Below are 7,476 nucleotides of genomic sequence, written 5' to 3'. Positions count from 1 at the left end.
CTGTCCCTACCATTGTAGCACGTGTGTAGCCCAGGACGTAAGGGCCGTGATGATTTGACGTCATCCCCACCTTCCTCACAGTTTGCACTGGCAGTCTTGCTAGAGTTCCCGACATGACTCGCTGGCAACTAACAACAGGGGTTGCGCTCGTTATAGGACTTAACCTGACACCTCACGGCACGAGCTGACGACAACCATGCAGCACCTTGTAATGTGTCCGAAGAAAAAACTATCTCTAGTCCTGTCACACTACATTTAAGCCCTGGTAAGGTTCCTCGCGTATCATCGAATTAAACCACATGCTCCACCGCTTGTGCGGGCCCCCGTCAATTCCTTTGAGTTTCATTCTTGCGAACGTACTCCCCAGGTGGGTCACTTATCACTTTCGCTTAGCCACTCAAACCGAAGTTCGAACAGCTAGTGACCATCGTTTACGGCGTGGACTACCAGGGTATCTAATCCTGTTCGCTCCCCACGCTTTCGTCCATCAGTGTCAGTTGATTATTAGTAATCTGCCTTCGCAATTGGTATTCTATGTAATATCTATGCATTTCACCGCTACACTACATATTCTAACTACTTCATAATAACTCAAGATAACCAGTATCAAAGGCAATTCTACAGTTGAGCTGCAGGATTTCACCTCTGACTTAATTATCCACCTACGGACCCTTTAAACCCAATGATTCCGGATAACGCTTGGATCCTCCGTATTACCGCGGCTGCTGGCACGGAGTTAGCCGATCCTTATTCTTACAGTACCGTCAAGCTGCTACACGTAGCAGTGTTTCTTCCTGTATAAAAGCAGTTTACAACCCATAGGGCAGTCATCCTGCACGCGGCATGGCTGGATCAGAGTTGCCTCCATTGTCCAATATTCCTCACTGCTGCCTCCCGTAGGAGTCTGGTCCGTGTCTCAGTACCAGTGTGGGGGATCCCCCTCTCAGGGCCCCTATCTATCGTTGCCATGGTAAGCCGTTACCTTACCATCTAGCTAATAGAACGCATAGTCATCTTGTACCGTAACCTTTAATGATATCTTGATGCCAAGTCATCATACTATGAGGTATTAATCTTCGTTTCCAAAGGCTATCCCTCAGTACAAGGTAGATTCTATACGCGTTACGCACCCGTGCGCCGGTCGTCGGCGGTGCAAGCACCCCGTTACCCCTCGACTTGCATGTGTTAGGCCTGCCGCTAGCGTTCATCCTGAGCCAGGATCAAACTCTTCATCGTTAAATTTTAAAGTCTTTCGACTAATTTGCTTAACAACCAAAGAAATTAATTTTAGTACTCAAAATGGCTTATTCTCTTGTTTGAAAATTATTGTTTCCAATAACTTTCTTACGCTGTCAATTCAATATGTATATGAACTTGTTTTCTGTTTCTCTAAGACTTTTATCGCTTAGCGGGTGCAAATATAAAACTTATTTCCAATCCCACAATACTTTTTATAAAAAAAACTAAATCTTTTTTTAATCCGTATCTCAATAAATTTCTTTTGAACTTTTTTGAAAAAACATTGCTGTTTTTTCGGATTGCAAACTTACAACCTTTTTTTGTTATCTCAACACTTATTTTAAAAAAATAATCTTTTTTTGTAAGCCTTTTAATGAACGTTGCTTTGCTGCCCAAGTCTACACCTGTTTCGCTTAGCGGGTGCAAATATAGATTCTTTTTTAGTTATGGCAACCCTTTTTTTAGAACTTTTTTAATCTTTTTTTAACCACTCCCTTACCGCCTTTGTTTTAAGCACTTTACAAACAAAAATAATCTTGTTTTTTTAGAGCCAATCTGTCCTTTATATATAGGCTCTTTTTTCCAAGGCTTTGAAACTATTTGTTATCCAAGCGTGAATAACACCCTTTCTATAAAGACAGCGCCAAAAAGAGAATGCTTTACACTTAGCTATTTGCCCGCGTTAGGGGTTGCAGCGGCATCCTTTTGCTTTTTTGCAAAAGATACAGCGGAAAACCCGACCTGAAAGGGAACGCCCCAATTGTTATTATAGGATTATAGAAAGAAGTTCCAAACGACACCAAAACGGACTGAAAAATCACGATATGGATTATTTGGTGCAGAAAAATAATCACGCCCTGTAAAAGAAGCATTAAAGTGCTCTGCTTTGAGATAGATTCGTGTTTGACGAATTTTTGCATTCACAAAAAAATCTAATCTTGGAAAACCACCAAGCTTTTCATCATTCTGTGTGTAGAATTCTGCCAATAATGGGTCGTAGCCATTCATGTTGTATTCTGTAAAATAATTAAAAGTCACCCCTGTTTGAAGGTACAACGCTTTTTTGAAAACATGGTTAGCATAATACAATGTGTTTCGTGTTATAAGCTCTGGCACATTGAACACCATATTTTCATCTTGAACATTTTGGTACATGACCGTGTTATTAAGTCTGAAATTACCATATATAAATTCTTTTTCCGCTTTTAGCCTAAGATAGGATATTGCTTTATCGTTTTGAAAAGGCTTAACGAAGTTTGTGGTTTCATCTTTTGCAAAATAGACATAATCATTAATCGTTGATAAATCTACTGATAGATTTACGTACTTATTAGAATTAATATTAAAGGCTAATTGCTGTGTTTCTATGTTATTGAAATCATTCTTCCAATTATAGTTTATATAATCACTCTGATACAATTGAGCATTATAATTTGGAGCAGATGCATTATGATTTATTTGTGCTTGAATACTTAAATCGTCGTTTATAGTATAAGAAGCTTCTGCTTTGATATAGTTTCCTTCGAAATCACCCGAAACATTGACCCCTAATTCTCCTTTTAACAAAAACCCTTTAATTTGCTTCTTGTATTTACCACCAACTCCCAATACATCTCCTTTTAACCTATTAGGTATAACACTACTATTTAATACTACAATTTTATCATACCCATAATTATAATTATGATGAGAAGCATTAAACTGTAAGTTTCCTATTATATTATTGCTATAATTAAGCTGTAGCTCATTGTGTAGTTCTTCTAAAGTTACTCTATCTCTAAGATTAGACTGTTTAAAGCCATCACCAAAAAAAGCGTTTTGTCGTGTTTGCTCAAAAAGGTAACTTTTATCTTCTAATGCCATAACATGCGTTATGTTTAGATTGTTTTTTGAGATTGAATCTGACTTATTTATAATGTTATATGTATGATTAAGGTAAAATCGCTTTCCTTTAAGCATATTTTGAGCATCTTCAAAATTGACCTCAAAAACGCCTCTGTCAAGAAAATCTTCATCGCCAATTTCAAAAAATTGTAGATTATCAGCTTTAATTCCTCCATTTTCCTGATTAAATAAATCCTGAGCCACAAAATGTGTATTAGCTACGTAACGCTCATTTTTAGTTTTATAACTTGTAGTAAATCTAAAATTACCAGTACTCGTAAGTATATGTTGGTACTTACCCAAGGAGCGTAATCCTTTGTAAGCTATTGAAAAATTGAGCTGTTTTGAGGTGTTAGTTGTAAACAAAGCATCAATTAACTGACCTTGTTCGAAAGCACTTTTATACATAAGCTCGGTTAGCGGTGTCGGAACATGAAAATAATTTATGTCTTCAATTTCCATATAATTAAAATGCCTTGCTCGTGCTCCAAACTTTGGCATTAAACTAGTACTTTCAAAATTTTCACTCAATGTATTATAACTTTGACCCAAGTTTGAAAATGGCATTAAATTAAAATTATCTTTACGTAAATAATTGTATTTGTATTCTTTTAGAATGGTCAAAGTAGTATCCACATAAGTGGTATCACTCAGGTGAGAAACAATAAGATAATCTGTGATTTTTGCGTCTTTATTTTTTATGTTCTTGTTACTCGTGCTCTTGCCTGACCCCCTTCTAATAGAATCATTTGGCTGCCCCACCTCTCCAGAATAATTATTTGGATCTTTTTCTAATGGTTGTGCTGTTGGTCGCGTTTGTGCTTTAGCAAAGACAGCAAAAGACATAAAAAAAACAACTAAAACTACTTTATTCATTAAATTCCTATTATTTGTAAAACTTACTCTGGTAAGCACCTTAAATTTGCGGTAAAAATAGTAAATATCTACAAGGATTTTTATATTATACTCAGAAAGACCAATTCATATGTATTAAACATGAAAAAGACTAAATCAATTCCTTTATTTTTTACTTATTTTCCTTAAAAAACAGACCCTATTCAAGAATATACTTCGTTTTTTTGATTTAAATCAACGAAAAATAATTCAAATTATTTCTAAGCCTTTTCTAAATTTCATCGATATTACAATTTATTATTAGTTTAGGATGTTAAGAATTATATAAATGCTAAAATTAAATTACTCTGGTTTTGATTTGGAATGCGGTACAGATGAAGCTGGCAGAGGTTGTCTTGCTGGCCCTGTTACTGCTGCAGCCGTTATATTACCAAAAGATTTTAACAATTCCATCTTAAACGATTCAAAACAACTCTCTGAAACTAAACGTGAATTTTTAAAACCTATTATTGAAGCTGAAGCACTCTCGTTTGCTTTTACTCATGTTTTTGAAGCAGAGATTGATAGCGTTAACATACTTAATGCGTCTATAATTGCGATGCAACGTTCCATAATAAAGTTAACCCCCGCGCCAGAATTTATAATCGTAGATGGTAATAGGTTTAAACCATTAAATGCTATTACTTATAAAACCATTATAAAAGGAGACAGTAAATATTTGAGCATTGCTGCGGCTTCTGTTTTAGCTAAAACTTATAGAGATGCCTACATGACTAAAATTCACGAAGAATTCCCAATGTACAACTGGAAACAAAACAAAGGCTACCCTACAAAAGAACATCGGGAGGCCATTAGAAAATATGGCATTACCAAATACCACAGAAAAACCTTCAGACTATTACCTGAACAATTAAAATTAGAATTGTAATTTTGAGCATTCTTTAAATTTTATAAAAAAAATAAATGAAGTATTTCTGGCTAATCGTCCTTTTTACATTTACTATTTTAAGTTGCAACACTCGCAAAAGCAATACCTCAATTTATGATTTTGTGCCTAAAAACGCGGAAATTATTTTGAATGTTAATGGTATAGAAAACCTGAAAAGCAACGTTAATAATAATGATTTGATTAGTAATTTAGCTTCAACCGAACTTTCTAGACTGTTATCAAAAAAGTTAGCTTGTTTAGATTTTATATCAACGACAGAACCAGTGGTCTTATCTTTTTTTAAGGATAAAAAAAACGGAGTACAATTTGCATTATCTACCAAAAGCGTTTCAAATTTATTTAATATTGCTGCTTTACCTAATCACAAAGCAGAAAGCGTAACCATTGGTAAACTCAAAGCGCAAAAATTCACTTATAAAAATGAAGTAATTTATGCCGTATTAAAAGATAGCGTCACGGTGATTGCTTCAACCGTAGATATACTAAAATCCCTACTGGATAAAAATTTTAAAAATGAAAAAATAAGCGCTGCTTTTAATACTATTAATAAAGAAAAACCACTTTCGGTTATAATAAATTCCCAAGAATCGAATGCCATTAAAACATTGTTTTATTCTGAAACACTCCCTTTTAAAGACTTTACGGAGCTTACTACTTTTGATGCCGCAGTATCTCAAGATCAAATTATATTAAGTGGTATAACTCAAGCGAAAGATTCCACCGAAAGTTTAATTAATATCTTTAAGAATACAACGCCGCATGAAAATCAATTGGCACAAATTGCCCCAAATAATTGTGATGGCTTTTTGAGTTTTACTTTTGATGATTTTTCTGTTTTAAAGACACAGTTGAAGGCTTTTAGAAAAACACAGGATTCACTACCTTCTACTACGCTTTTTGATAATATAGTTGAAGTTGGCGTGATTTATCAAACAAATAGTAAGGCTATTGTATTAAATTCTATTGATATTATTGCTACTAAAGATGCTTTGATAGGTGAGCAAAGTCTGGAAGAAACCTACAGGCAAATTGAAATTTTTAATTTCAGTAAACCAGAACTTTTCTCAGAAACGTTTCAACCTCTAATAACTTATGATAACGCAAATTATTATTGTGTTATTGAACAGTTCGTGATTTTTGGAAACAGTACAGAAAGCCTGGAGAACATTATTGCTAATTACCAAAACGAAACCTCTTTAAGTTCCCGCGACTATTACAAAGCAATCGCAAAAAACCTAAGTACAGATGCTTCTATTTTGCAAGTTTCAAAGTCTCAGGTTCTAAAAAACATGTTGGAAACAAATTTAGAGGCTACTTTAGAATCCGATTTTGAAAACTACAAAATATCTGCTTTACAATTTATATACGACACCGATTACGCACACCTAAATGCTATTATAAAAAAGGATAAAGTAAGGGCTGAAAGCAATGCTATCACTGAAGTGTTAAACATTAAACTAGATGTTAGATTATTAAATGACCCACAGTTTGTTATTAATCATCGTACAAACGAAAAAGAGATTGTTGTACAAGACATTAATAACAAGTTGTATTTAATTTCCAATACAGGTACTATTCTTTGGAAAAAACAACTTAACGGTCCTGTTTTAGGTAGGATTGAGCAAATAGACATCTACAAAAATGGCAGACTGCAGCTCGCATTTGCTACACCAAATCGTGTATATTTAATAGCTAGAAATGGCAAAGACGTTGATGGTTACCCGTTATTGTTTAATGATAATATTACCCAACCGCTTTCTGTTTTTGATTATGATAAGAAAAAGAATTACAGGTTATTTGTTACCCAAGGAAAGCATGTCTTGTTATACGACGGAAAAGGCAAAACAGTTCAGGGTTTTAAATTTTCTTCTGCTAACGAGGTCATAAATCATCAACCACAACATTTCCGTATAGGTAGCAAAGATTATATTGTTATTAAAACAGATAAAGAATTACATATTTTATCCCGTCGAGGTAAACCGAGAGTCACCCCTAAAACAAGCCTCGAGTTTTCAAACCAGCCCGTATTTCATTATGAAAATGGTTTTGCAACCACAACAAAAGATGGCAGTTTGATAGAAATAGATCAAAAAGGAAAAGTAGCAACAAGCACGCTTTATGGTAAAGACACTAATTTAATAACAACTACTCAAACTCTTGTTGCCCAAAACGAAAATAAATTAAAAATAAAAAATAAAACATTAGAACTTAATTTTGGTAATTACACTGCGCCTAAACTCTTTTATATTAACAATAAAATCTATGTAGCCATAACCGACTTACAGTCACAAAAAGTATTATTATATGACAGTCAAGCAAAAGAATTACCAAATTTCCCTGTGTATGGCACTGCTGCTATTGAGTTAGACAATATAGACAAAGACCCGGCTTTAGAGTTTGTTACACGAGGTGACGATAGCACTATTTTAGTCTATGAAATAAATTAATTTTGCTATTAAACTAAAAAAGGCCTTAATTGCTAAGCCTATATTTACAACAACCAGTGACACAACTTATAGTGAAATTCTTTTTTTAAAATGTTAACTTTA

General features: G+C 34.3%; 3 protein-coding genes and 1 rRNA gene (1 of these 4 cut by a window edge). 2 read left to right on the top strand and 2 right to left on the bottom strand.

All coding sequences use genetic code 11. The features are described 5' to 3' along the window. Positions 1–1,236: ribosomal RNA gene (locus GQ46_RS13790) — 16S ribosomal RNA — on the bottom strand; it reaches 282 nt to the left of the window's first position. 777 nt (positions 1,237–2,013) lie between these two features. Next, positions 2,014–3,999 carry a putative porin gene (locus GQ46_RS13780; protein WP_044403181.1) on the bottom strand — a complete coding sequence of 662 codons (1,986 nt, stop codon included), beginning with the start codon at positions 3,997–3,999 and terminating at the stop codon, positions 2,014–2,016. 307 nt (positions 4,000–4,306) lie between these two features. On the opposite strand from GQ46_RS13780, the gene GQ46_RS13775 reads away from it, so the two are divergent. Together GQ46_RS13775 and GQ46_RS13770 are read left to right on the top strand one after the other, a co-directional pair. Continuing rightward, positions 4,307–4,906 (top strand): ribonuclease HII, encoded by a 600-nt coding sequence (locus tag GQ46_RS13775; protein ID WP_044403178.1) that lies wholly within the window; start codon positions 4,307–4,309, stop codon positions 4,904–4,906. 35 nt (positions 4,907–4,941) lie between these two features. Then, positions 4,942–7,374, top strand: a complete 2,433-nt coding sequence (locus tag GQ46_RS13770) for a hypothetical protein (RefSeq protein ID WP_044403176.1) — start codon at positions 4,942–4,944, stop codon at positions 7,372–7,374. The last annotated feature ends 102 nt before the right edge of the window (positions 7,375–7,476 follow it).

It is taken from the genome of Lacinutrix sp. Hel_I_90 (genome assembly GCF_000934685.1).
GTDB lineage: Bacteria > Bacteroidota > Bacteroidia > Flavobacteriales > Flavobacteriaceae > Lacinutrix.
This window is presented reverse-complemented; position numbering and strand designations above follow the sequence as displayed.